The organism is Stutzerimonas sp. C6.4V, from assembly GCF_058536345.1.
Map to the genome: position 1 here is coordinate 2,975,474 of NZ_JBZUBM010000001.1, position 22,149 is coordinate 2,997,622.

The following is a 22,149-nucleotide window of genomic DNA, read 5'->3' on the forward strand; positions in this document are numbered from 1 at the left end:
TCGGGTGCATCAGCCAATACCTCACGCCAAGCTACATGTTGAATCTCTTTATGATGTTATCCAAATGTGTTCCGTATGCACTGGTGAGATGGCGGCTCGATGCGAGCCGGGCGGCCACGGGGTAGAATTGATGAGCAGGCACAGCGCCGTCCGCCCTACTACGTCGGTTGCCTCGCGCTGAGCAGTAACTGCGCTAACCGTGCCAGATTACGCGCATCGTCGATGGCCCTGTGATGCTCACCCTCCCAGGAAAGGCCTATGTTTTCCACTGCACACTTCAGCCCTAGCGCACGGCAAGCGAAAATCTTCCAAAAGCACTTCTTTAGATTGATATGACGCGCCGGATCCAGCAATACATCTACCCCTGCTCTGAAAGCGTCCTCCTTCAGCTGGTTTCGGTCGTAATCGCCCCAAGAGCACCAGCGCCAGCCTTCTGTATTTCGCGGCCTCAGCCAGTCACCAAGCTGATCTTGTACCTCCGCGAAACGCTTTGCAGTATCGACGTCAGATTGAGATATGCCGGTCAGCCCCGTGCAAAACTCAGTTAGCGTGGGGCGAAGTAGCGGTCGGACAAACTGTCCGAAATGATCGACAATCCTGTACTCCAACTGAACATCCAACAGCGCGATGCCAATTTCGATCGTCTCCATCTCGTCGCGCTGGACCTTCAATACGTGAGCGTTCCGGGCCGCCTCGTTTAGGCCGGCAGGGTATTCATCGCAAGTCGCTTCCAGATCCACGCAAAGTAACCAGCGACTTTCTCCAAGTTGTTGACGAAGCGCATCAAGCTGCCCCCAACGCTTTACCTGCATGACACCCCGCCCTTCTTTTCCTCAGAGGATATAAACTTACGAGCATCAGCACGGACCGTGGGCTCAGTTTTATAGTAGTGACACGAGAAACGGATCACTGAATCGTTACCGGGGTTGCGTGTATGCCTTTTGCCCTCTGTGCCAACAGCCAATCCAGTGACAGGCGCCCGTCTTCTTTGAAAGTCACAATAACGTACAAGCTGCCCGTGGCGGTAAACAGCGCCCAAAAACCGCCTTGCTCATGAGCTTTCAGTACATCTGAGGTCCGAACCCGGTGACCGTCCTGGAACCTTCCATACACATCCGCCCGCACGTGACGATGAACCACGCCGATACAACAGCCTGCGATTAAATAAGCGTCCGTGAGATACGCCGTAACTTCCCTACCAAAACACATATCCATTGCTCGCGACAACGCGTCAGATACATCACGTGTTTGGTCGATACTTAGTTTAGTTGAACTCATCACGTCAGCACCCAAATTCGGATCAAAACTCGTTGCCCCCCCACTAACGGCTAGCTGTCCAACCAATAATCGTCTCGAGCAATACGCCCAAACTTGTAGTCTTCATGCTGCGGGGCGTCGCCAAACAAATGATGTATGCGTCGCTCCTGTCGCAGGTACGCCAAGGTCATGAAGAAGCAGGTTTCACACATCCGTACGCGATAACGCTCACCGTCATGTCGCGCGCCGTATCCCCAGTGCGCTTGCAGCACACCGAACTGTTCGCCGTACCCAGGCACTCGCATGGAGGTACCACAGACGTCGCAAGGCACATCGGGGTGTCGGTTGTCTGGTACGTCCATGCCCGCCAATATCTGACGACGCATCAAAAAATCTTCAACACAGTAGTGAACTCGGCGCTTTTGCGAGCCCCTGGGCCAGCAAGCACATATCGCGTATTGCGCGTTCTGAAAATGCACCCATCGGCAAACTCAATCAGTTGTGTTGTACGCACCCAGTCACCCTCTTGGAAACGGTTGGCACTGTCGTACAACACGCGGCCGGCATACACCATCGCGGGCTGTTGCCCGGCCGCCTGTAACGTTTCTCGTATCGCGTCAGGCACGATGAGATCGATCCAGATCCAGTCACGCACAACACAGAAAGGCACCTCGTCAAGCAACGCAGCCGCTGAACCACGCGCGCACGCCTCTGCTAACGACATCTCGATACCAGGCATTACCTCACCCGGGGCGTATAACAAATGAGATACTTTCTTTAAATCGTCCATACCATCTCTCTATCTGAGCCATAGATGTCTAGAGGCAGAATCTGGGCAAAACGTCCCTACCTTGACAAACCTACCAAGTATGAAAAGCTTGTTTCCCAATGAGCGTCAGTTCTGACTATTAATATATGGCCTGAGTCTAAAAGGCGAGCAGCGCAACCCCATCAACCTCCATTATTAAACTAAGTACCTTATTCATCGATGCAAGCCTATGGCATCGCCCCACTACGCTCAGTATTGGACAAAAAACAGCAACCTGAAACCAATGCAATAAAATAATCCAGCTCCAACCACTGCTCGTCAAGCACTTTTAGAAAAGAAAAAGCCAACCACTGACCATCGGTATTTGTAATACGTATATATTGACAAGGATTGCCAGAACTCACGCACCAGAAGAGCAAGAAAGATAATCCTTATCGGACTTACCCTAGGCGCGGCCAATGACTATTTGAGATCAAGACATATCTCCACGGACGATGCGAGGCTGATCCAACCGGCTCGGAGTCGTCTTTTCGAATTTTGAAATTTCGCACCGTTGGTAATCACCACAAGCGAGGCGCGTCTGTGACGCGGAAGGGTACCGCGACTCCTCGCGACTGCTTAAATTGCAAACGAAAGCGGATGACCTGAGTAATTTGTAGCGAGGGGCAGGTTCGAGAAAGTCTGCGTACGCTGAGATCTGCTCACTAACATCTAGCTGCCTATCTAGTGCACGCACGAAGCGCGTCACGCGTCGAGCTGTACGGCGGGGCCACAAAATGATGGAAATTATGGCTCAGCAATAATTATGGCTGAGCCATAATTCCATATAACCGCAGCGTCACGGAAAAACCGCAATTATTTACAGCCTGCAATTGACCATGACAGCTGCCCCTCCAACGAGGGGATAGACTAAGTAGGTTAGCTAACTCGGGGCTGTGGAGATGATCGAGGATCGCGCCAATGAGCTGTTCATCAGCGCCGCTAGCATCTGGGAAATCGGCCAAAACGCGATGGGCAAAGCCAGCTTTCAGTTCGATACAGGAGTACTAAGAAGGTCTCTTCTGGACGGCGACTACAAGGAGCTGTCCATGACCAGCCGACACGCCATTACGGCTGCGGCCTCGCCTCTCCTTCACAGCGCCCATTTGATCGGATGCTCATCGGACAAGCCGCTTCGGAAGGCTTCATCCTAGTAACCAATAATCATGCTATAGCGAAGTATTCGGGGCCAATCAAGCACGTCGGTTGAATGCGCCAGCCTTCGATACCCTGTCGTAACGGGATGTCTAATGACCATACAAGCCGTCTGCCTGCCTGAAAAGTGTCCGGATGGCCGTGGAATCGGTGTCCGGATGCTCGTGGAATGAGTGTCCGGGTCAGCGTGGAATCACTGTCCGGATGTGCGTGGAATGGGTGTCCGAGTCAGCGTGGAATCCGCAATCAAACGCTCCGGCTACGGGCGCGAGCTAATCGGCTTGGGCATCAAGGAATTCGTCAATCACAAGCTGATTAGCGTCATCGATATTGACGCGCCGTTCTAACTTCATCTGCACATCAACGCAAACATCAATACCTGATGCAGCCAGCCTCCATGATGAAAAGCTCAAGGGAGCTGGCTGCATAGGCAACCCTGGCGCGAAGCACGGCGCGTTCCCAGCTGATCCAGAAGTGAGCTGCAAGGGCGTGGAAATATGCACACGTGCCGGAACCAATAGCGTTATATTGACATATATGAATATTGCGAATAGCCTGGACTCGTAACCCGCGCTAGAAACCTCAGGAGGCACCCCCCATGAAAGATTCCAGCGATACCCATCCGAATCACCTTCCCGACAGCAGCTACGGCCTGTTTATTGACAACCAGTGGGTTTCGGACGAATACGGTGAAACCCTCGACATTATCAACCCCGCCAACGGAAAAATTCTCACCAACATCCCAAACGCCACAGCTGCCGACGTCGACCGCGCGGTGCAGGCCGCACAGCGCGCCTTCATGACCTGGCGTACCACCTCACCTGCGGAACGCGCCAATGCGTTGTTGAAGATCGCCGACCTGCTGGAAGCCGATGCCGATCGGTTCGCCGTTCTGGAAACCCTTGATGTAGGTAAACCCATTCGTGAAAGTCGCTCCGTCGACATCCCGCTGGCAATTGATCACTTCCGCTACTTCGCCGGCGTAATCCGCAGCCAATCGGATGAGGCGGTCATGCTGGATGAGCAAACACTCAGCATCGCTCTCAGTGAACCCCTCGGAGTTGTGGGCCAAGTGATTCCGTGGAACTTCCCGCTGCTTATGGCCGCCTGGAAGATCGCTCCGGCCATCGCAGCGGGTAACACCGTAGTCATCAAACCTTCCGAGCTGACCCCGGTAACCATCCTCGAACTGGCGAAGATCTTCGCTAAGGTACTTCCAGCCGGCGTGGTCAACATCGTCACAGGCTTAGGCACCACAGTTGGGCAGGCGTTACTGGATCATCCGGACCTGCGCAAGCTTGCCTTTACCGGCTCGACGCGTGTCGGCGAACTCGTCGCCAATGCGGCAGCGAAGAAAATCATTCCCGCCACCCTTGAACTGGGCGGCAAGTCGGCCAACATCGTTTTCCCCGATGCGAACTGGGACAAGGCCGTGGAAGGCGCAGTCCTCGCCATCCTGTGGAACCAAGGCCAAGTCTGCGAATCCGGCGCACGGCTGTTCGTTCACGAATCCATCTACGAACGATTCCTAGCTGAGCTCAAGCATAAGTTCGAAGCTGTGCGTGTGGGTGACCCACTGAACCCGGACACCATGATGGGTGCACAGGTCAGCAAGTCCCAGATGGAACGGATCCTCGGCTACGTCGATATCGCTAAACAGGAAGGCGCTGAGGTACTGATCGGCGGCGGTCGTCTCACAGGTGCCAATTACGATGCCGGCTTCTTCATCCAGCCAACGATTCTGGTCGGTGTTCGCAACGATATGCGCGTCGCCTACGAGGAAATTTTCGGCCCTGTTCTGTGCGTCATTCCTTTCAAGGATGAAGCGGAGGTCATCGCCATGGCCAACGACTCCGAGTACGGCCTAGCCGGTGCAGTCTGGACCCAAGACATCAACCGGGCGTTACGTGTGGCACGCGCGGTGGAAACCGGACGTATGTGGGTAAATACCTACCATGAGATCCCTGCCCATGCCCCCTTTGGTGGCTATAAGAAATCTGGCCTAGGACGGGAAACTCACAAGTCAATGCTGGAAGCCTACAGCCAGAAGAAGAACATCTACGTCAGCCTCAACGAAGCACCGCTCGGGCTCTTCTGACCTCCTTGAACCATGTTTTTTTGACTTATAACATCGAATATTTTAGATATGCAGGTAAGCAAAATGACACACTCAGAACTTTTTAAAACCACTCAGCTGGGCCCATACACCCTCAAGAACCGTATCGTTCTGCCGCCACTGACGCGTTCACGCAGCTCCCAACCCGGCAATATTGCGAACGACCTAATGGCCACATATTACCGTCAGCGCAGCGGTGCTGGCTTCATGGTGACCGAGGGCACACAGATCGAACCCCGAGGACAGGGTTATGCCTGGACACCTGGCATTCATAGCCCGGAACAGATACAAGGCTGGCGTAAGGTCACCGACGCTGTTCACGCCGAAGGGGGGGTGATCTTTGCTCAACTTTGGCATGTGGGCCGCGTGTCGCACACGTCGCTGCAACCCGGTGGTGAAGCGCCCGTCGCGCCATCAGCCATCCGCGCGGACAACGTCAAGGTGTTCATCGAAACTGGCCCCGGCACGGGTACACTGGCCGACCCTTCGACCCCACGAGCCCTGTCCACCAAGGAGGTAAAGGAACTGGTTGAGCTCTACGCCCAAGCAGCCCGAAATGCTTTGGACGCAGGTTTTGACGGGGTGGAACTTCACTGCGCGAATGGGTACCTGGTAAACCAGTTCATTTCGGCGCATACCAACCAGCGTGATGATGAATATGGCGGTTCGCTGCAGAACCGTCTTCGCTTCCTGCGCGAAATCACCCTCGCCGTTGCTGGTGTCGTCGGCAAGGAGCGCGTTGGCGTTCGCTTCGCCCCGCTGTTCGCGACCACAGACGAAGACCGCGTCTACCTTGGCCTGGTCGAAGAAGATCCTCACCAAACCTACATCGAGGCAGTGAAGATCCTCGAGGAAGTAGGCATTGCCTACCTGTCGCTCGCCGAAGCCGATTGGGAAAACGCACCCGAGCTGCCTGAGACGTTCCGGGAAGCTGTTCGTAAGACCTTCAGCGGCAAGATTATCTATGCCGGCAAGTACACCGCTGAACGAGGAAATCGCGTGATAAAAGCTGGCTGGGGCGACCTGATCGCTTTTGGCCGCCCCTTCATTGCGAACCCCGACCTGCCCGCTCGTATCGCCAACAACTGGCCGCTTAACCCAGTTGATCCAAGCAGCATGTACGGCGGTACCGATAAGGGCTACACCGACTACCCGACTTACAAATCCTAAACGCTCAGAGCCACGCCCCATAACTCAGGGGCGTGGCTTTGCGTTTGCTGACCGAGGAAGTTAAGCATGTACCAACCGAGCACGATCCCCTACCAAGAGCATAGGGGATTCAAACGAACCTTCAGGCAGGGTCATCTAAGCCTTGGGCTGTTCTTTCCCCTGGAGGCTTTCGAAGGTGATACACCGAGCATGTTAGATCAGGTCGCGCTGGCCAAACGTGCAGAGGCACTTGGTTTTTCGGCGCTCTGGTTTCGCGACGTGCCGCTCAGGGACCCAAGCTTCGGCGATGTCGGCCAGGTTTTCGACCCTTGGGTGTATCTGGGCTACATGGCAGCCCATACAACAAAAATCGCACTAGGCACCGCCTCCATCGCCCTTACTTTGCGTAATCCCTTGCACACGGCAAAGGCCGCAGCGAGCATTGATCAGTTGAGCGGAGGTCGCTTGCTCCTGGGAGTAGCCTCTGGCGATCGTCCCGTGGAGTTTCCCGCATTCAGCGTTGATCCAGAACAGCGTGGCGAGACCTTTCAAGAAAACCTCAATGTGATACGCCAAGCCCATCGAACACACTTCGAGCCCATTCGCTGGAGTCACGGCGAGTTACTGGGGGCCGATCTCGTTCCCAAACCTACGACTCGGGAAATACCGCTATTCGTAACCGGACACAGCCGCCAGCCGCTCGATTGGATCGCGCGTGAAAGCCATGGATGGATCAACTATCCACGTCCGCCAAAAATGCAGCAACTCATCGTGGAAGATTGGCGACAGGAAACGGCTAAACAATGTGGCACTATCTACAAGCCGTTCTTGCAATCGCTGTATATCGACCTGGACGAACACCCATCCACGCCGCCCTCGCCTATCCATCTAGGATTCCGACTGGGACGTAACCACCTGCGGGCCTTGCTGGATACACTTCAGGAAATCGGTGTAGATCACGTCATCCTGAACCTCAAGTATGGTAAACGCCCCGCAGCAGAGGTTATCGAGGAACTTGGCAAACATATCGTCCCGCAATTCGGCGCACAGGTGCCCGATAGTCCTACCTGACAGGACAATAGGATTCCAGTCCAAACCAGCCCGTCATTGCGACGGGCTGGCGCGCAGAGATCATGGCGAAGCCTTCCAATTTGATGCGCGAATCAGGAAGATATCTAGATATCGAAAAAAACAGGTCTCAAAAAATTCATGATTATTGACGTCAACGAAGCCCTGAAAGCATTGGCGAACCCGACGCGCCTTGCCATCCTCAATTGGCTCAAGGATCCCAGGACAGTCTTTCCCGAGCAGGAAGTCGACCCAGAAACGGTAGGCGTGTGCGTCAGTATCATCCAAGAGCGCACGGGCCTCTCGCAGTCAACGACATCGCTTTATCTCGCAGCTCTACAGCGCGCGCAATTGGTGACATCGCAGCGGATCGGCCCCTGGACCTACTACAAACGCCACGATGAGAATATCGATGCCTTCTTCAAGGCGCTGCAAGAAAGAATCTAGGGCTGCACACCCTTGTATTTCTGACTGATTTCAGTCTTTGCCGATGTCAAAAACAGCAATGTGACCAAATAACGATCAGATCATCCGAAGCTTCGAGTGATCGAACAGCATTACCAGTGATGCGGTGCGCGGAAAAAACGCTCCTATAGCAAAACTGCCACTTGACAACGCTGAAACCAGGGGCTGTACACGCAAAAGACAGCACACTCCAGAGAGGGACGCGAAGCCCTTCAAGTGCTCTTCTACGGCCAACCTTCTTTAGGGGGCAGCCGCCACGGCGTCGACATCCCACGCCAGCCCCTGGCGCGTTGGGTGATCCAAAGTGGCGAGCAACTGCAACCGTTGCTCAACCTGATGCGCGACAAGCTGCTGGACTACCCCGTGTTGCACTGCGACGAAACGCGCTTGCAGGTGCTGCATGAACCGGGACGCGACCCCTCGGCACAATCCTGGATGTGGGTGCAAAGCGGTGGGCCGCCGGACAAGCCGGTGATCCTTTTCGACTACACAGCCAGCCGCGCGCAGGAGGTGCCGCTACGCCTGCTCGATGGCTACCGCGGCTACCTGATGACCGACGACTACGCCGGTTACAACGCCGTGGCTGCACGCGACGGCATCGAACGCCTGGGCTGCTGGGCGCATGCGCGACGCAAGTTCGTCGAAGCCCAAAAGGTGCAGCCCAAGGGCAAGACTGGGCGTGCCGACGTGGCGCTGAGCCTGATCAACAAGCTCTACGGCATCGAGCGTGACCTGAAGGACGCTGACCATTCCATTCCAGCGGGTTCCCCATTGACGCTGGAGCCGCATCCCATTTCCCGCTATACCGAAGCGGTTAAAGGCCAAAGGGCCGAAACGGCAAGGGAATGGGGGTGCAAGGGGAAAGGCCCTACCTCGAAAAGGCGAAAAGGCATCCCGGCCGCCCCCCCAGAGGACACCCACATGCTCTCCCTGTTCCAGCGAAAACGGCCTCCGGTCACTGCACCATCACCAGCGCCCGCCACCGACCTCCCCAAAGGGCTGCTACGGCCCGAATCGGCCGCATCGCTGCTGGCGACACCGCGCCGACAGAAGCTGCTGGAACACATCTGGCAGCGCACGTCGCTGTCGCGCCGGCAGTTCGCCACGCTGTACCGCACGCCGCTGGAGCGCTACGCCGAGCTGGTCCAGCAATTCCCCGCTTCCGAGAGCCATCATCACGCTTACCCCGGCGGCATGCTGGATCACGGGTTGGAGATCGTCGCCTATGCGCTCAAGCTGCGGCAGTCCCATCTGTTGCCCATCGGCGCCAGCCCCGAAGACCAGGCGGCGCAGTCGGAAGCCTGGACCGCCGCCGTTGCTTACGCCGCGCTGCTGCACGACATCGGCAAGGTGGCCGTCGATCTGCTGGTCGAGCTGGCAGACGGCTCGCTGTGGCATCCCTGGCACGGCCCGCTGCACCAGTCGTACCGCTTCCGCTACCGCGAAGACCGCGAGTACCGGTTGCACAGCGCCGCAACAGGGCTGCTCTACCGCCAATTGCTCGATGGTCCGCTCCTAGACTGGCTCAGCGGCTATCCGTCTCTGTGGGCACCATTGCTCTACGTCTTGGCCGGGCAGTACGAGCACGCCGGCGTGCTGAGTGAACTGGTCGTGCAGGCTGATCGCGCTTCTGTGGCACAGGAACTGGGCGGCGATCCCGCGCGCGCCATGGCCGCGCCCAGGCACGCGCTGCAACGCAAGCTGCTGGACGGGCTGCGCTTCCTGCTCAAGGAACCGTTGAAGCTGAATCAGCCGGAAGCCTCCGATGGCTGGCTCACTGAGGATGGGCTGTGGCTGGTGAGCAAGACTGTCTCGGACAAGCTGCGCGCGCACCTGCTGTCTCAGGGGATCGACGGCATTCCTGTGAACAACACCGCCGTCTTCAACGTGCTGCAGAACCACGGCATGCTCCAGCCCACCTCAGACGGCAAGGCGGTCTGGCGCGCGACCGTGACCAGTGCGACCGGCTGGTCCTACTCGTTGACCCTGTTGCGCCTCGCGCCCGCGCTGATCTGGGAATCCGGCGAGCGGCCAGCGCTTTTCGCAGGCACGGTGGCGATCGACACGACGCCAGCGGAAACCAACGGCAGTGCACCAGGCACACCGCCCGCGGTCGTGGGGCAGCCAACCCCCGAAGGTCTGGAGACTCCCCCTTGGGAATGCCCTCGCAGCGATACCGCCTTGCCGACTGCGGCCCCGCCCGTGCCTGACGTCATGGAGGACATGCTGGCGATGGTTGGATTGGATCGCACGGCCGACATGGGGAAGGGTGAAGATCCAGTGGAGAAAGTCCCTGCCCCAACCACAGCCGCAGCGTCTCCCTTGCCACTTACCCCTGCGCCTGGACCTGCATCAACTCCAATAGTCGCGATACCATCCGGGGAGCATTTCATGACGTGGCTGCAACAGGGAGTCGCCGCGCGGCGACTCATCATCAACGACGCCAAGGCGCTCGTGCATACGGTGAGCGACACCGCCTACCTGGTCAGTCCCAGCGTGTTCCAGCGCTATGCGTAGGAACATCCCCAGGTGGATGCGCTGGTCAGGCAGGACAAGCAACCGGATTGGCAGTGGGTGCAAAAGCGCTTTTAGAAACTGCAGCTATACCGCAAGCACCCAAATGGCCTGAACATTTGGACCTGTGAAGTCACGGGCCCGAGGAAGTCCCGCCGACTGCATGGCTACCTCCTCGAAAATGGGTCCTTGGTATTCGCCGAAATACCGCCCAACAATCCCTATCTTGCTCTGACTCAGGAAGGATGACGCGACTCGGGCAGCGACCGTCACCACCGTGTGGCGACGATCAATGCCCCGCGAAGCTGGCAACATTTGGCGAACTAAGCTACTCGGCCCGCGCCAACTCCCGTGCAAGGAACGGAGCGGTTCGGCTGCCAGACTTTCGGGCCACCTGCTGAGGGGAACCCGCCACCACGATGCTGCCGCCGGCAGCGCCCGCGCCTGGCCCTACGTCGATCACCCAGTCGGCTTGGGCCACCGCACGCATGTCGTGCTCGATCATCACTACGGTATTACCGGCATCGACCAGGCGCTGCAACTGCACCAGCAGCCGGTCGGCATCCGACGCGTGCAGCCCGGTGGTCGGCTCGTCGAGCACGTACAGGCTTCGGCCGCGCTGGCTGCGCTGAAGCTCGGTCGCCAGCTTGATGCGCTGCGCCTCGCCACCGGAAAGCTCAGTGGCCGGTTGCCCCAGGCGCAGATAGCCCAGTCCGATGTCGCGCAGCAGTTGCAGGGGCCTTGCCACCGCGTCTTCACCCGCGAAGAATTCGCTGGCATCGTCCACGGTCATCTGCAGCACCTCGGCGATGTTGCGCCCGTTCCACTGCACCTTCAGCGTGGCCTCGTTGTAGCGCGCGCCATGGCAGGTCGGGCACGGCGCGTACACGCTGGGCATGAACAGCAGTTCCACGCTAACGAAACCCTCGCCCTCGCAAGTCTCGCAGCGCCCCTTGGCGACGTTGAACGAGAACCGTCCGGCATCATAGCGGCGGCGTCGAGCATCGGGCGTGGCGGCGAACAGCTTGCGCACATGGTCGAACAGACCCGTGTAGGTAGCCAGGTTCGACCGCGGCGTGCGCCCGATCGGCTTCTGGTCCACCTGCACCAGGCGCTGTATGGCGTCCACGTCGCCCGCCAGATGGCCGCCGGTCGCTTCGACCACTGCCGGCCCTTCGCTGGTGGCGCTTTCGGCGGCATCGTCTTCAGGCTCGTGGCCCAGGTGCAGCAGCACCAATTCCGGCAGGGCCTGCGCGACGAGGCTGGATTTGCCGGAGCCAGAGATGCCGGTAACGGCTGTCAGCACGCCCAGCGGAATGCGCGCATCCACGCCATGCAGGTTATGGCGGTGGATGCCCTGCAGCTCCAACCAGCCGGTCGCTTCGCGTGCTCGGCTTCCGGGTGCGGGAATTTCGTCGAACAGGTAACGTGCAGTACGCGATTCGGCAATCTTGCGCAGGCCATCCGGCTCGCCGCTGTAGAGCACGCGGCCGCCACGCTCCCCGGCATCCGGCCCGACATCCACGAGCCATTGCGCGCGGCGCATCAGGTCCAGGTCGTGCTCCACCACAAACACCGAGTTGCCCGCGTCGCGCAGCCGGTCGAGTGCATCGTACAGGGCCTGGCTGTCGGAGGGATGCAGGCCCACCGAGGGTTCGTCGAGTACGTACACGACGCCGAACAGCAGGGAACTTAATTGCGTGGCCAACCGCAAGCGTTGCAACTCGCCGGCCGAAAGCGTCGGCGTGGCCCGGTCCAGCGTCAGGTAGCCCAGGCCTAGCCCGCGCAGTTGGCGCAGGCGCGCCATCACGCCTCCAGCCAGGCGCTGTGCGGCGAGGCGCTTTTCTTCCGACAGCGCGGAGGTACGGCGCACGTCGGGCGATACCGCATGGACCGCACGGCCGGTGGCAGCGCGTTCGGCACGCTCGCGCCGGGTCGCTTCCTTGTCCGTAGCCGCACCCGCTGCATGGGCGCGGAAATCGCCCTGTGCGATGGGTTCGAGCAATGCCGCCAAGTGGTCCAGCGGCATCTGCATAAACGCGCCGATGTCCACCCCAGCGAAGGTGACCGACAGCGCTTCGGGCTTGAGCCTCTTGCCGTGGCAGGTGGGGCACGGCTTGCCCTCCATGAACCGGGATACGCGCTTTCTCATCAGCGCGCTCTGGGTATTGGCGAAGGTGTGCAACACATACCGCCGGGCGCCGGTGAAGGTGCCCATGTAGCTCGGCTCCATCTTGCGTTTGAGCGCGGTGCGGGTTTCGGCAGGCGTGAAACCGGCGTACACCGGCACCGTTGGTGTTTCCTCGGTGAACAGAATCCACTCGCGATCCTTTTTCGGCAGGTCCTTCCACGGCCGGTCAACGTCGTAGCCCATGCTGACCAGGATGTCGCGCAGGTTCTGGCCCTGCCAGGCGGGTGGCCAGGAAGCAATCGCCCGCTCACGGATGCTCAGGGAGGGGTCGGGCACCATGATCGCCTCGGACACCTCGTACACATGACCCAAGCCGTGGCAGGTCGGGCACGCCCCCTGCGGCGTGTTCGGCGAAAAATCCTCGGCGTACAGCATCGGCTGGTTGGCGGGATAGGCGCCGGCGCGCGAATACATCATCCGCACCAGGCTGGACAGGGTGGTCACACTGCCCACGGAGGAACGCGCATTGCTGGACCCCCGCTGCTGCTGCAGCGCCACCGCTGGTGGCAGGCCGTCGATCGCATCTACGTCCGGCACGCCCGCCTGGTCGATCAGGCGCCGTGCATAGGGGGCCACCGACTCAAAGTAGCGTCGCTGCGCCTCGGCATAGATGGTGCCGAAGGCCAGCGAGGACTTCCCGGAGCCGGAGACACCCGAGAACACCACCAGCGCATTCCGCGGGATGGAGACGTCCACCTCTTTGAGGTTGTTCTCGCGCGCGCCACGCACCTGCACGAGGCCGCTGGCCGCAGCGGTACAAGAGGATTCACCGAAAGAATTGTTTGGCATGTTCTTATCCTGTAGTTCGCCCCGCTCAGGACGGGACTTCCTGAGTGGTAGGGAAAACTGATGCTCTGCAGATGCTCGTCACGCTTGATGCGGTGTGCTTCTTCCTGTTCAGCCCAGCTCAGAAACAATTGGCACTGCTGATTGAAGAAGTCTTCCAGTTCAGCGGCTGTGAAGTGGTCGCTGAAGGCATGCTCGGCGTGACTCATCACGTCGAAATACATCACAGCCAATTCCAACTCTTCCAGCTCAAGCTGCTGGCAGAGCAGCCAGCCGTAGACCTTGACCTGCGCCCAATGCAGCAGCCGGTGGTTGGCCGGAATGCGGCTGATATCGCCACGGTGGGTTTTGATCTCTTCTAGGCGCCGCTCTTGCGGATCGTACCCGTCGGCCCTGCCGCTGACCAGCAGGCCGGGGTAGCTGCCACTTAGAGGTAACTCGGCGATATAGCCGTCTCCCCGCCGATCAACCACTGTCTGGTGCCCAGCCATGCCTTCCTGAGCGGTGGGGGAAGGGGTGAAGCGCAGATCCAGGTCACCTTCCTTGGCGGTGAACTCGCACAGTGCCCGCACCGCTACCCGATAGCTCATGCCTCAGCCCAGCGCACGTAGCAAACTACAACGGCGATACCGTGCTCAGCCGCGAAACTGAGCCAGCGTTTCTGGTTGTCCTGCAGGCGGTCGCCGGGGCCTTTGACCTCAATCATCCGGTAGCGATGTTCCTGCGGATAAAACTGGATCAGATCGGGCATGCCGGCGCGGTTGGCTTTCAGATCTCGCAGCAGGCGGGTAAAACAGGCGTGCAGGTGTGCAGCGGGAATGCACTGCAGGGCTAGTTCCAGGCGCGCCTCATCGAGCATGCCCCAAAAGACGAAGGGTGATTGCAGGCCGAACTTTTCCTGATACCGGGCCTTGACCAATTGCCTGTAGTCGGGTTGTTCAAGTTGCAGTAGACAGCGTTTGAACAGGTGTTGGCGGCGCGCATAAAAGTCCGGGCTGTGCAGGTCCACCGGGCCACTGTGGAACGGGTGAAAAAATGACCCCGGCAGCGGTGCGAAGATCGCCTCCCAGCACAGCAAGCCGAACAGGCCGCAGAGCAGGGTATTTTCCACATAGTGCACCGGAGCATCATCCTGCTGCAGGTGATCACGCACAGCTATCTCCACACTGCCATGTGTCGGCGCCGGCAATACCAAGTCGATGCGGGTTTCGCTCGCAGCCTTGGGCTTTTTCACCATCTGCAGGCCGAGCTTGCGCTGCAGGCGGGTGAGGGCTCGTTCCAGGCGCTGGCTTTCTTCATCGCTGCCTGGGGTTTGGCTAAAGGCCAGGGCCTGATCATAGGCCTCGGCATCGCGCCCCAGTTGTTCCAGTACGCGAATCTGTCGCCAGCGGGCTTCGCCATGCGCGCTTTGCTGATAAAGCAGCAGGGCCTGCTCCAGCTCACCGCTCTTCTCCAGTTGCTGGGCGATCTGAAACAGCAGGCGCGATTGGCGACTGCAAAGGTATGGGTTGCTTGAACTGAACGCCAGCAACGGCGGCACAATGTCCGCCAGGTCTGCGCCTTGCTCAACGCTGACGCGTAACTGGCGCAGGTGCAGGTAATCTTCAAGATCCTGGCGGCACTGAAAACCACGTGACTCCGGGCCTATGTCCACCGATTCGTAACGGTAGATGCCCAGATCCGTCAGCACGAACTCGGACCAGTCCTGAGCCAGATTGCCAAAGAACATCAGGCGCAAACGATCACACAACTCGCCCACCATCAGGCTGAGTAACTGATCATCCAACATAGGGCACCAGTCCGTGAAGGTCTGGGCAGGTAGCTCCATTGCGCGCAGTTGTTCGAGCTCGGCCTTTTTCTGCGCCGCGCGGCGGTCTGTGAGCGGCATATGAGTCAGCACCTCATCCTTGCGCAGCAGCTCGGCAATCTCATCGGCTGTGAGCAGCGCCTGCTCGGTGATCCATCCCTGTTCAAGCAGTGGATCGGCAGCAGCCAGGCAGTCGCCGATCTCGGGGTAAACGAGCTTGCTCAGACGAAAATGACAGCCCTTGCGCTAATCATGCGCACCAGCAAGGCCTGGGATGGCCAGGGCAGGGTATTGAAGGTGTCGAGAAAGGCACGTTCTTCATCCGCCAGTAGATCTGCATAGCGCTCAGCCACCCAGGCGAGTGCCGTACGGAAATTGCTGAGGTAGTAAAGCTCAGGGGCTAACGAGACGGACATGGTAGCGATCACTGTATTCTTGTACAGGATTGTCCGTGTTGCGGTGCCGAGGATCAACTGGCGCAGAAGCTGACGGTATCAGCAGGTGAAAGTGGCCAACTCCAGCCCGATGCTACTGGCGACTCCCGGCCGGTATCTGCCTGTCGCGTTAGGCAGGTACCGGCCGAGACTGTGTAAAAACGTTTTCAAGTGCGGCAGGTACTCAAACACAAGCTAGAAATCGTGCATCTGGGAGAAATCCACATTTGCTGACGTGCCGATAAACTCCAGATTTCACGTAGACGCGAGTACTTCAATTTTGACGAAGCGTTTTTACACACTCTGGGCCAATAGCGGTCAGTCGCGATACCATAGAGATGATTCACCATAAGGCAGCGACTGGAGCTCACGCAGCAATAATCCTTAGATCCATTGCTAACTGACTAATACAAGATGCTGCTGGTTGGCAGATTCGATTCGTTCTCTCATCAGGATCACAAGCCGTCGGTACTCAAGCTTAGGAACAGCATGGCGATTGGCAGATTTCCAAAGTCGCCATGAGTCGCTCAGAACGACGTTTCATGACCGGCGAAACTTGGATCCTGCCTGAGCATCATTGATGCTCGCATGGATTCGAACGATACAGCATCCGGGTAGCCGCCCCGAGCAGGAGACGGCTACTCAAAACACTAAGCCGCAGGCTTCATCACAACCTTCGTCCACCCCTTGTCTCGTGCATCGAAGTGCTTATAAGCACTTGGGCCATCATCCAGCTTCAATCGATGGGAAACGATCTGCGAGGGTGCGGCACGCCCGTGATGAATTAGCTCAGCCAACTGGCGGTTGTACGCCTTGACGTTGGCTTGCCCGGTGCCGATTTTCTGCCCTTTGAACCAGAAGGAACCGAAGTCGAAAGCCATCTTCCCTTCTTTGGCTAACTCGTTCTTGGCACCCGGATCTTGGGGAACGAATACCCCGACTACTCCGATACCACCGGTTGCCTTGGTCGAGGCGACGAGGTTGTTCATGGTCAGGTGATTCACCTCGTGGCCATGTTTGTCGCAGCACTGGTAGCCCACGCATTCGCACCCACGATCCGTGCCTTTACCATCGGTGTAATTCAGGATTTCATCGACAGCCTTCTGCTCGACGGAATTGATTGGCGTGGCCCCCATCTGGGCAGCCAGTTTCAAGCGGTCTGGTTGATCGTCTATTACGAAGACCTGCGAAGCGCCTTGGATAAGCGCGGAGTGCGCCGCCATCAAGCCGACCGGGCCTGCGCCGTAGATGGCAATGGACTCGCCTGGTTGCAGCCCCGCCAGCCTTGTTGCGTGCCATCCCGTGGGGAAAATGTCGGAGAGCATGACGTAGTCGTCCTCGCGCTCCTTCGCATCCTCAGGCAGCACGAGACAGTTGAAGTCCGCGAAGGGAACTCGCAGCAGCTCGGCCTGGCCACCGTCATAAGTGCCCATCTCTGCAAAGCCGTAGGCGGCACCAGCGCTGCCTGGATTGGCGGTCAAGCAATAGCCGGTAAGTCCTTTCTCGCAGTTTTCACAAAAACCACAGCCGATGTTGAAGGGCAAGCAGACCATGTCTCCAACCTTAACGCGCTCAACTCCTGCACCTACCTCGACCACCTCACCGAGGTTCTCGTGACCGAAGACTCGACCCGTCTCGAAGGTGGTTCTGCCTTCGTACATGTGCAGATCGGAACCACAAAGATTCGTGGATGTGACTCGAACGAGAGCATCCGTTGGTCTCTCGATCTTCGCATCTGGGACGTTCTGGACGCTGACGTCACGCGGGCCGTTGTAGACGATTGCTTTCATCTGGGTTCTCCAAGTCAGTTCAAAGGAGCGCCGATTGCGCTTTCGCTCCTACCTTGGTTCGTCTCCCATGCAACGCTCGTTGTTCAGGAAAACTGGTCAAAGCCTGACGGGCGGTACCGCGTTCGAGGCTGATGCAACAGCTCTACAACGACCATTTTCCTCTATTGAAGCGCACGTCGCCGTTGCTCGACACTGGACTAAACTTTCCGTTTTTGCAGACAAATCGAGATGCCCAATGGAGACCGCTAAGATTCAAGCATTCGCAAACTGCGAGATCCGGATGGCAACAAGATGGCGTTGTTCTGTACCAGTGAATCCGAACCCATTAGCCCTGAGTAAGATGCCCGCGACAGAGTGGCCTATGCGGTCAGTGAAGGTATTCAGGCATCCCATTGCAAAGGGCGGCAAAAGCCAGAACTAGCCATAGTTCAATTGCCCCGTCTCACACCGGATACTCGACTGCCAAGTCACTCATTTGCGCTCCTGCTCGCGCACTTTCAGCAATCCGAGAACCGTGTGCCGTCCCAGGGTCAGGGCGAAGAAAACCCTACTACTCGTGGCCCAGAGTCACGCAAATGATGTTTATAACCTGCTCAATTTTTGCAGGCTCGAATGTGAAATCCCCCGACGTTCCTGGCTTCATCCATTGCATTCTGCTCAAGACGAATGCGGATGAACTTTCAAAACCGCTCTGACCTCCCATCTTCAACGCGTCGGATGAAGTGTCACCCGCACGCCTCCTTTTTTACCTTGATGAGAGGACTGAGTGACCACCATGAGTAATCAACTGGCAGGCAAAAAAGTACTATTCATCACCTCGAATACGGGTATCGAGCGCGATGAGCTGGTGAAACCGCTTGAAACGCTTAAGGCGCATGGCGCCCTGGTCGCCCATGGCTCAAGTGACGGCGGCACTACCCAGACGTTCGTTCAGGACACTGAGAAAGATCGCACTGTCGAGTCTCAGGTTGCGCTGGCTGGGCTCGACGCTTCGGACTTTGATGCGCTTGTGATTCCAGGCGGAACGGTCAACGCCGACACGCTTCGACTGGATGAAAATGCCCAGCGCCTGGCCAAGGAGTTCGCCGAATCAGGCAAAGTAATCGCTGCGATTTGCCATGGGCCGTGGTTGCTAATCAACGCTGGGGTCATAGCTGGCAAGACCCTCACGTCTTACCCCAGCGTCAGGCTCGATCTGGAAAATGCCGGTGCTGCTGGTTGGATAGATGTTGAAGTAAAGCAATGCCAAGCCAATGGATGGACTTTGATCACTTCGCGTAACCCCAACGACATCCCCGTGTTCAACGACGCTATCGTAGCGGCGTTGAAGTAGGGAGGCGCTGATAAGCCATACTCCAGCCGCGAGTCACAGGCCGGGTTCTGCCCGAAGCCTGGGCTCAAGGCATTTGGCACATGCTGTCAGTCGTCAGAGGCTTTTTTCGGCCCAGAGTGTGTAAAAACGCACCGGCAAAGCCTTGCTATGTCCGAGAATCTCAGCGCAAGGGACGCCCATGAAACGGTTTATCCAGGGTGAACACCGAGGTCAAAGCACCTTACTTCCCGAAAGCCTCGACGACTACGTCAGTGATACCATCCGGTACGTGTGGTCGATGTCTTCGTCGACGAGCTCGACCTAGGCACGCTAGGTTTTGATGGCGTCATTCCAGCTGAAACCGGAAGACCGGCTTACCACCCTGCGATCCTGCTGAAGATCTATATCTACGGCTATCTAAACTGCATTCAATCGAGCCGGCGTCTTGAGCGAGAAGCTCAGCGCAACGTCGAACTCATGTCGTTAACCGGGCGATTGATGCCCGACTTCAAGACCATCGCCAACTTCCGAAAAGACAACAGCAAAGCCATTCGCGGCGCCTGCCGCCAGTTCGTTTTGCTCTGCCAGCAGCTGGGACTTTTTAGCGAAAACCTAGTTGCCATCGACGGCAGTAAATTCAAGGCGGTGAACAACCGCGACCGGAATTTCACCAGCGCCGAACTGAAGCGGCGCATGGAAGAAATAGAGACGAGCATCAGCCGTTACTTGGCATCGCTCGATGCGGCTGATCGACAGAATCCTAGCGCCTCCGCGCCAGACACTGCCAGCCTGGAAGACAAAATCGCCAAGCTCAAAGCGCAGATGAAAGAGCTTCAGGGGATCGAAACTCAGCTCAACGATTCCCCTGACAAACAGGTTTCGCTGACCGACCCAGATGCCCGTTCGATGATGACGCGCGGCAGCGGAGTTCAAAGTGCCAGAGTTGCGCGCTGAAAACCCAGTGCACGCTAAGCACAAATCGTCGCGTAAGGCGCTGGGAAAATGAGGCTGTGCTGGAGGAAATGCAGCGCCGGTTAAACCAAGCACCAGAGATGATGAAGGTTCGAAAACGGACTGTTGAGCATCCCTTCGGGACGCTCAAGCAGTGGATGGGCGCAACGCACTTCCTGACCCGAAAGCTGAACGGGGTGAGTGCAGAAATGAGCTTGAATGTGCTTGCCTATAATTTGAAGCGGGTGATGAAAATCATGGGTACCGAAGGCTTATTGAAGGCGATGACGGCGTAAAAGCCCCGGTTTTTACTGTCCCAAGAGGTACCACAGTGCTTTATAAGCGCTCTGACGCGCCACCGGCGCTGATCGTGGCAAATGCTCGGGAAATCACTACGCCCAGGCGCAGTGGGCTGGGGCATACAAGATGTGAAAGTGTTTTTACACACTCTGGGCCAAAAGCGGACGATTGCTGGCAGGTATTCAAGCTATGTCCCCAGGCCCTGGGGAAATAGCTTGGGGTTTGAGAAAGCCTGCTTAAGGTGGTCGTACACCAATCGCACCCGCTTCGATACAGGACCCTGCTGCGGGCGGTATATGAACAGATCCCATGGCGCTGGAGCGAGATCAGCCAAAACAGCAACCAGCTTTCCTGACCGCAGATGAGGCTCAGCCAGATAGGCAGGAATTTGGCCAAAACACATGCCTGCCAGGGTGGCTTCCAATTCCGTATCTGGATCATCACAGATAAGAGCTGGCTGCCTGGGCGTGAACGTTTGCCCGTCGGCAAATAGCCAAGGCCAAGGGCGGCCATTTTTCCGGTCGATCAGGACTGAAAGTGGCAGCTTAGCTAAGGCATCCAAAGATTTAGGTGGTGTCTTTTGGCCTATGAGAGACGGGCACGCGACAACGTAAAACGGCACGGGAGCTAAGGCACGTGCAACGTAGCGCCGGTCGCGAATAACCCCCACCCTGATACCAATATCGATATGCGCCTCAACAGCATCAGTCATCTGATCTTCCAAGCGGAGATCGAATTGCAGGTCAGGATGTGCAGCGGCCAGGGGCTGAAGAAACGGTATCAGGAAGCGCCTGCCAATAGCATGTGGAGCCGTGATTCCCACCCTCCCTGACAGCTCAGGTTCCATCCTGTGCGACCGGAATAGCGTGTCGAAATGCTCCAGAGCTGATCTGGCATCTTTGGCGTAATCCTGACCGAAAGCAGTGATGCTCACCTGGCGGGTATTACGGTGAAACAGCGATTCGCCAAGCTCCGTTTCCAGGGCTTGAATGGCTCGGGTAACCCCTTGCGGGGAGATACCTAATCGGGTTGCCGCTTCGCGGAAGCTACCTGCCTCTGCTGCTGTGCAAAAAATCCTGACCATCTCCATGCGGTTAAGCATGTTGCCCCTCTCATTTATTCCATTTTCAGGAATAGCATAATCTAATCATTTCCATTTATTGAGATCAATCATGGGTCTAAAGTTTGCGCACTGCCAGGTTAACCAGCCATGGCGAAGTACAAACCCGCCGATGAGGTTCTCAGCATGAGCAATAACATTTCTGGAAAAGTTGTCGTTATCACCGGTGCCAGTAGCGGCCTGGGTGAGGTTACTGCGCGCCACCTTGCTGCGCTTGGCGCTCGCGTAGTGCTGGCTGCACGTCGCAAAGATAAACTCGACGCACTGGTGGCTGAGCTGACCAATGCAGGTGGTCAGGCAATCGCGTATCAGACCGATGTTACCTCTCAGGAAGAGGTCAAAACGCTCATTCAAGGTGCCGTGGACACCTACGGTCGCATTGATGTACTGGTCAACAATGCCGGACTGATGGCGATTGCACCGCTCAGCGATGCTCGCACTGACGAGTGGGATCGCATGATCGATATCAACATCAAGGGTCTGCTGTACGGAGTCGCGGCTGCATTGCCAGTCTTCCAGAAACAAAACAGTGGTCACTTCATCAACATCGCATCGGTTGCAGGCCTGAAGGTGTTCAGCCCAGGTGGCACCGTGTACAGCGGCACCAAGTTTGCTGTGCGGGCTATCTCCGAAGGACTGCGTCACGAAGTCGGTGGCAGCATCCGCACCACGACTATCGAACCGGGCGCCGTGGACTCCGAACTGAAATTCGGCAGCACCCACCAACAGAGCCGCGATTTCGTGGTGGACTTCTACAAGCATGCAATTCCCGCCGAATCGGTCGCTCGAGCTATCGCCTTCGCAATTGAGCAGCCTGCTGACGTGGATATTAACGAGATCGTTCTGCGCCCAACCGTGCAGGAGTTCTAATGAGTTGAGGGCCTGTCTCTTCGGCGTCAGGCTCCGCTTATCTGGAGTAAAAAGCT

General features: G+C 57.6%; 15 protein-coding genes and 5 pseudogenes. 11 read left to right on the forward strand and 9 right to left on the reverse strand.

The window, feature by feature from the left end:
- Nucleotides 1-158 precede the first annotated feature (158 nt).
- The 3 genes from AC4LFW_RS13980 to AC4LFW_RS13990 all read right to left on the reverse strand — a co-directional run bounded on the left by AC4LFW_RS13980 (nucleotide 159) and on the right by AC4LFW_RS13990 (nucleotide 2,047).
- Nucleotides 159-812, reverse strand: coding sequence for a 3'-5' exonuclease (locus AC4LFW_RS13980; protein ID WP_003291461.1), 654 nt, complete (start codon nucleotides 810-812; stop codon nucleotides 159-161).
- A gap of 516 nt (nucleotides 813-1,328) precedes the next feature.
- Complete coding sequence (locus tag AC4LFW_RS13985) at nucleotides 1,329-1,643, reverse strand: hypothetical protein (RefSeq protein WP_003291462.1); 315 nt, start codon at nucleotides 1,641-1,643, stop codon at nucleotides 1,329-1,331.
- Entirely contained in the window at nucleotides 1,643-2,047 is a 405-nt protein-coding gene (locus AC4LFW_RS13990; RefSeq protein ID WP_003291463.1) for a DUF6957 family protein, read from the reverse strand. Before AC4LFW_RS13990 ends, AC4LFW_RS13985 begins: the two co-directional genes overlap by 1 nt.
- Nucleotides 2,048-2,967: 920 nt before the next feature.
- Between AC4LFW_RS13990 and AC4LFW_RS13995 the strand changes: the two genes are divergently transcribed.
- From AC4LFW_RS13995 to AC4LFW_RS14030, 8 genes and pseudogenes are all read left to right on the forward strand, one after another.
- Nucleotides 2,968-3,219 (forward strand): PIN domain-containing protein, encoded by a 252-nt coding sequence (locus tag AC4LFW_RS13995; RefSeq protein ID WP_003291464.1) that lies wholly within the window; start codon nucleotides 2,968-2,970, stop codon nucleotides 3,217-3,219.
- Between the two features lie 216 nt (nucleotides 3,220-3,435).
- Nucleotides 3,436-3,567 carry a hypothetical protein gene (locus AC4LFW_RS14000; protein ID WP_003291465.1) on the forward strand — a complete coding sequence of 44 codons (132 nt, stop codon included), beginning with the start codon at nucleotides 3,436-3,438 and terminating at the stop codon, nucleotides 3,565-3,567.
- Nucleotides 3,568-3,818: 251 nt separating this feature from the next.
- Nucleotides 3,819-5,318: an aldehyde dehydrogenase family protein gene (locus tag AC4LFW_RS14005; protein ID WP_003291466.1), complete on the forward strand. Its 1,500-nt coding sequence runs from the start codon at nucleotides 3,819-3,821 to the stop codon at nucleotides 5,316-5,318.
- Nucleotides 5,319-5,381: 63 nt separating this feature from the next.
- Nucleotides 5,382-6,506 (forward strand): alkene reductase, encoded by a 1,125-nt coding sequence (locus AC4LFW_RS14010; protein WP_015275826.1) that lies wholly within the window; start codon nucleotides 5,382-5,384, stop codon nucleotides 6,504-6,506.
- A gap of 66 nt (nucleotides 6,507-6,572) precedes the next feature.
- Complete coding sequence (locus AC4LFW_RS14015) at nucleotides 6,573-7,556, forward strand: LLM class oxidoreductase (protein ID WP_063543695.1); 984 nt, start codon at nucleotides 6,573-6,575, stop codon at nucleotides 7,554-7,556.
- Nucleotides 7,557-7,694: 138 nt separating this feature from the next.
- The gene (locus tag AC4LFW_RS14020) at nucleotides 7,695-8,000 is read left to right on the forward strand and encodes an ArsR/SmtB family transcription factor (RefSeq protein WP_049326338.1); all 306 of its coding nucleotides are present in this window, start codon (nucleotides 7,695-7,697) and stop codon (nucleotides 7,998-8,000) included.
- Between the two features lie 267 nt (nucleotides 8,001-8,267).
- Nucleotides 8,268-10,074: pseudogene (mobH, locus tag AC4LFW_RS14025) on the forward strand (MobH family relaxase); the annotation flags it as partial.
- A gap of 311 nt (nucleotides 10,075-10,385) precedes the next feature.
- Nucleotides 10,386-10,781: pseudogene (locus AC4LFW_RS14030) on the forward strand (conjugal transfer nickase/helicase domain-containing protein); the annotation flags it as partial.
- A 79-nt stretch (nucleotides 10,782-10,860) separates the two neighbouring features.
- Here the strand turns inward: AC4LFW_RS14030 and AC4LFW_RS14035 are convergent.
- From AC4LFW_RS14035 to AC4LFW_RS14055, 5 genes and pseudogenes are all read right to left on the reverse strand, one after another.
- The gene (locus AC4LFW_RS14035; protein ID WP_049326339.1) at nucleotides 10,861-13,512 is read right to left on the reverse strand and encodes an excinuclease ABC subunit UvrA; all 2,652 of its coding nucleotides are present in this window, start codon (nucleotides 13,510-13,512) and stop codon (nucleotides 10,861-10,863) included.
- A gap of 8 nt (nucleotides 13,513-13,520) precedes the next feature.
- Nucleotides 13,521-14,099, reverse strand: a pseudogene (locus AC4LFW_RS14040) (ATP-dependent DNA helicase); the annotation flags it as partial.
- On the reverse strand, nucleotides 14,096-15,397 hold the full coding sequence (locus AC4LFW_RS14045; RefSeq protein WP_491820232.1) for a VRR-NUC domain-containing protein: 1,302 nt from the start codon (nucleotides 15,395-15,397) through the stop codon (nucleotides 14,096-14,098). The pseudogene AC4LFW_RS14040 and the gene AC4LFW_RS14045, both read right to left, overlap by 4 nt.
- Before the next feature lie 129 nt (nucleotides 15,398-15,526).
- Nucleotides 15,527-15,732: pseudogene (locus tag AC4LFW_RS14050) on the reverse strand (VRR-NUC domain-containing protein); the annotation flags it as partial.
- A gap of 668 nt (nucleotides 15,733-16,400) precedes the next feature.
- A complete protein-coding gene (locus AC4LFW_RS14055) occupies nucleotides 16,401-17,540 on the reverse strand; it encodes a glutathione-independent formaldehyde dehydrogenase (RefSeq protein WP_003291480.1) in 1,140 nt (379 codons plus the stop codon).
- 775 nt (nucleotides 17,541-18,315) lie between these two features.
- Between AC4LFW_RS14055 and AC4LFW_RS14060 the strand changes: the two genes are divergently transcribed.
- Entirely contained in the window at nucleotides 18,316-18,873 is a 558-nt protein-coding gene (locus AC4LFW_RS14060) for a type 1 glutamine amidotransferase domain-containing protein (protein ID WP_044315387.1), read from the forward strand.
- Nucleotides 18,874-19,051: 178 nt separating this feature from the next.
- A pseudogene (locus tag AC4LFW_RS14065) lies at nucleotides 19,052-20,099 on the forward strand (transposase).
- A 191-nt stretch (nucleotides 20,100-20,290) separates the two neighbouring features.
- Here the strand turns inward: AC4LFW_RS14065 and AC4LFW_RS14070 are convergent.
- Entirely contained in the window at nucleotides 20,291-21,205 is a 915-nt protein-coding gene (locus AC4LFW_RS14070) for a LysR family transcriptional regulator (protein WP_044315388.1), read from the reverse strand.
- A 144-nt stretch (nucleotides 21,206-21,349) separates the two neighbouring features.
- On the opposite strand from AC4LFW_RS14070, the gene AC4LFW_RS14075 reads away from it, so the two are divergent.
- Nucleotides 21,350-22,093 carry an SDR family oxidoreductase gene (locus tag AC4LFW_RS14075; RefSeq protein WP_031310677.1) on the forward strand — a complete coding sequence of 248 codons (744 nt, stop codon included), beginning with the start codon at nucleotides 21,350-21,352 and terminating at the stop codon, nucleotides 22,091-22,093.
- Nucleotides 22,094-22,149 lie beyond the last annotated feature (56 nt).

Bases quoted from the DNA above. Each gene is read 5' to 3' on its own strand.
- AC4LFW_RS13995 (WP_003291464.1), top strand. From the start codon at position 2,968: ATGATCGAGGATCGCGCCAATGAGCTGTTCATCAGCGCCGCTAGCATC.
- AC4LFW_RS14000 (WP_003291465.1), top strand. From the start codon at position 3,436: ATGGGTGTCCGAGTCAGCGTGGAATCCGCAATCAAACGCTCCGGCTAC.
- AC4LFW_RS14005 (WP_003291466.1), top strand. From the start codon at position 3,819: ATGAAAGATTCCAGCGATACCCATCCGAATCACCTTCCCGACAGCAGC.
- AC4LFW_RS14010 (WP_015275826.1), top strand. From the start codon at position 5,382: ATGACACACTCAGAACTTTTTAAAACCACTCAGCTGGGCCCATACACC.
- AC4LFW_RS13980 (WP_003291461.1), bottom strand. From the start codon at position 812: ATGCAGGTAAAGCGTTGGGGGCAGCTTGATGCGCTTCGTCAACAACTT.
- AC4LFW_RS14020 (WP_049326338.1), top strand. From the start codon at position 7,695: ATGATTATTGACGTCAACGAAGCCCTGAAAGCATTGGCGAACCCGACG.
- AC4LFW_RS14045 (WP_491820232.1), bottom strand. From the start codon at position 15,397: ATGCCGCTCACAGACCGCCGCGCGGCGCAGAAAAAGGCCGAGCTCGAA.
- AC4LFW_RS14035 (WP_049326339.1), bottom strand. From the start codon at position 13,512: ATGCCAAACAATTCTTTCGGTGAATCCTCTTGTACCGCTGCGGCCAGC.
- AC4LFW_RS14055 (WP_003291480.1), bottom strand. From the start codon at position 17,540: ATGAAAGCAATCGTCTACAACGGCCCGCGTGACGTCAGCGTCCAGAAC.
- AC4LFW_RS14075 (WP_031310677.1), top strand. From the start codon at position 21,350: ATGAGCAATAACATTTCTGGAAAAGTTGTCGTTATCACCGGTGCCAGT.
- AC4LFW_RS14015 (WP_063543695.1), top strand. From the start codon at position 6,573: ATGTACCAACCGAGCACGATCCCCTACCAAGAGCATAGGGGATTCAAA.
- AC4LFW_RS14060 (WP_044315387.1), top strand. From the start codon at position 18,316: ATGAGTAATCAACTGGCAGGCAAAAAAGTACTATTCATCACCTCGAAT.
- AC4LFW_RS13990 (WP_003291463.1), bottom strand. From the start codon at position 2,047: ATGGACGATTTAAAGAAAGTATCTCATTTGTTATACGCCCCGGGTGAG.
- AC4LFW_RS13985 (WP_003291462.1), bottom strand. From the start codon at position 1,643: ATGCGTCGTCAGATATTGGCGGGCATGGACGTACCAGACAACCGACAC.
- AC4LFW_RS14070 (WP_044315388.1), bottom strand. From the start codon at position 21,205: ATGCTTAACCGCATGGAGATGGTCAGGATTTTTTGCACAGCAGCAGAG.